Here is a 1,720-nt window from a genome sequence, read left to right on the forward strand (position 1 = left end):
CACAAGATTCAGCGCACCCTGAAGCAAGTGTCAGAAAATGTTAACATTATTATCTCCGAAGGGGAGCGTCTTAAAGCTTTGATCAATGATGTCCTGGATCTGGCTAAGCTAGAAGCTGGTCGAGTAGGGGCAGAGTCAGGGGGCAATTGAGGTCCGGCGCTTCGCTTAGGAGGCGGAGGAATCTTCGGATTGGGCATCCTCTTCACGCTTCTTCTCGACCAGACGCGCAAGCAGGATCGAGACCTCGTAAAGCAGGATGATGGGGATTGCCAACAGCAGCTGACTGATGGGATCCGGCGGCGTGAAAATGGCTGCGACGACGAAGACACCAACGATGGCGTACTTTCGCTTCGCGGCAAGCCCGTCCGCGGACACGATGCCGACCTTTGCCAGAAGCGTCAGAAGCACCGGAAGTTCAAACGATAATCCAAATGCAAAAATCAGTTGGATCATGAGAGACAGATACTGATCGACCTTCGGTTCCAGTTGGATGGCCAGTTCGCCATCACCCGCGGCTTGCTCAAAGCTGATGAAAAACTCTGACGCTACGGGAAAGATGACGAAGTAAACGAGTGAGCCACCGATGAAGAAGAGAATAGGCGTCGCCACCAGGAAGGGCGCAATTGCTTTCTTCTCATGGTTATAGAGGCCCGGCGCTACGAACATCCAAATTTGGATCAGGAAGACTGGAACACAGGCAAAAGCGCCGGCAAAGAAAGCGACTTTCACCTGCGTGAAGAACACCTCCGGCAGGCCGGTGAAGATCATTCTTCTCTCAAAACCCTCGACGCCGCGCAATTCCATCGTTTCGGCGAGCGGCAAAGCAAGGAAATTGAAAATATCCCGCGAGAAAGCAAAGGCGATTAGAAAGGCGACGATCAGCAGTGCCACGCAAATGAGTAAGCGTTTGCGCAACTCAATCAAGTGATCGAGAAGCGGCATTTTGCTGTCGTCTATTGTGTTCTCCGCCACGGCTTACGCACTCTGCTTCGAAGGGTCGTCCGGCTTCGCAACCTCAGCGACAGTCGAGGAATCAGTACCCTCTGCCGGAGGCGTGAGCGAATGAGCCGGCGCGATATTTGCCGGCTGCTTTACGATCGTAGCCTGCGCAGCGCCTTCTTCATTTGAAGCGGAATCACTGCCACTGCTCTCGGGCGCCGATTTGGCCGTCTTTTCGACGTCCTTGATCTCATCCGTCACGCTGCCGGTCGGATCAATTGCATCGGATAGCATCTTGTTCGGACTAAAATTCCGCGTGGTATTGAGTGCTTTCCGTGCATCTTCCAGATCGGCTTCGCGGACGATGTCGTCCAAGCCCGACTGGAACTCGCGCGCAAGGCTTTTCGCCTTGCCAAACCAATGCGCGACCTGACGCATGGTTCTTGGGAGTTCCTTCGGTCCAATGACAAGCAAGGCCAGAACGGCCACAATCATCATTTCGGACCAGCCGATATCAAACATAGCGCATCGCCGCGTCTTACATCCGAATGAAACTTATGGCTTTAAGCGCCTGACGCCGTATCAGCCGTTCGCCGCCTTGTCTTTCTCGGCAACAGTAGCAGCCGCCTTGTCGCCGCCCTCGATTGCTTTGTCGGCGTCCGCCTCGTCGTCTTGTTTAGGTTCTTCCTTCAGGCCCTTCTTGAAGGCCTTGATGCCGGAGCCCGCGTCACCCATCAGCTTGCTCAGCTTTCCGCCGCCGCCAAAGAGGACGAGAACAACA

Annotated in this window: 4 protein-coding genes; 1 reads left to right on the plus strand and 3 read right to left on the minus strand. The window is 54.5% G+C overall.

Annotation, left to right across the window (positions count from 1 at the left end; all coding sequences use genetic code 11):
- Nucleotides 1–27 precede the first annotated feature (27 nt).
- A complete protein-coding gene (locus F6K46_RS39565; protein WP_293118173.1) occupies nt 28–150 on the plus strand; it encodes a histidine kinase dimerization/phospho-acceptor domain-containing protein in 123 nt (40 codons plus the stop codon).
- A 15-nt stretch (nt 151–165) separates the two neighbouring features.
- On the opposite strand, the gene tatC is transcribed toward F6K46_RS39565, so the two are convergent.
- The 3 genes from tatC to F6K46_RS39580 all read right to left on the minus strand — a co-directional run.
- Complete coding sequence (gene tatC, locus F6K46_RS39570) at nt 166–972, minus strand: twin-arginine translocase subunit TatC (RefSeq protein WP_293118165.1); 807 nt, start codon at nt 970–972, stop codon at nt 166–168.
- Nucleotides 973–975: 3 nt separating this feature from the next.
- Nucleotides 976–1,461, minus strand: a complete 486-nt coding sequence (gene tatB, locus F6K46_RS39575) for a Sec-independent protein translocase protein TatB (protein WP_293118168.1) — start codon at nt 1,459–1,461, stop codon at nt 976–978.
- A gap of 60 nt (nt 1,462–1,521) precedes the next feature.
- Nucleotides 1,522–1,720: twin-arginine translocase TatA/TatE family subunit (locus tag F6K46_RS39580; RefSeq protein WP_293118171.1), on the minus strand; the 199-nt coding region annotated here is incomplete at its 5' end.

It is taken from the genome of Moorena sp. SIO3E8, from assembly GCF_010692445.1.
Classification (GTDB): Bacteria; Cyanobacteriota; Cyanobacteriia; order Cyanobacteriales; family Coleofasciculaceae; genus Moorena; species Moorena bouillonii.

Excerpts from the sequence above, each read along its gene's own strand:
- tatB (WP_293118168.1), bottom strand. The coding sequence starts at position 1,461 with ATGTTTGATATCGGCTGGTCCGAAATGATGATTGTGGCCGTTCTGGCC.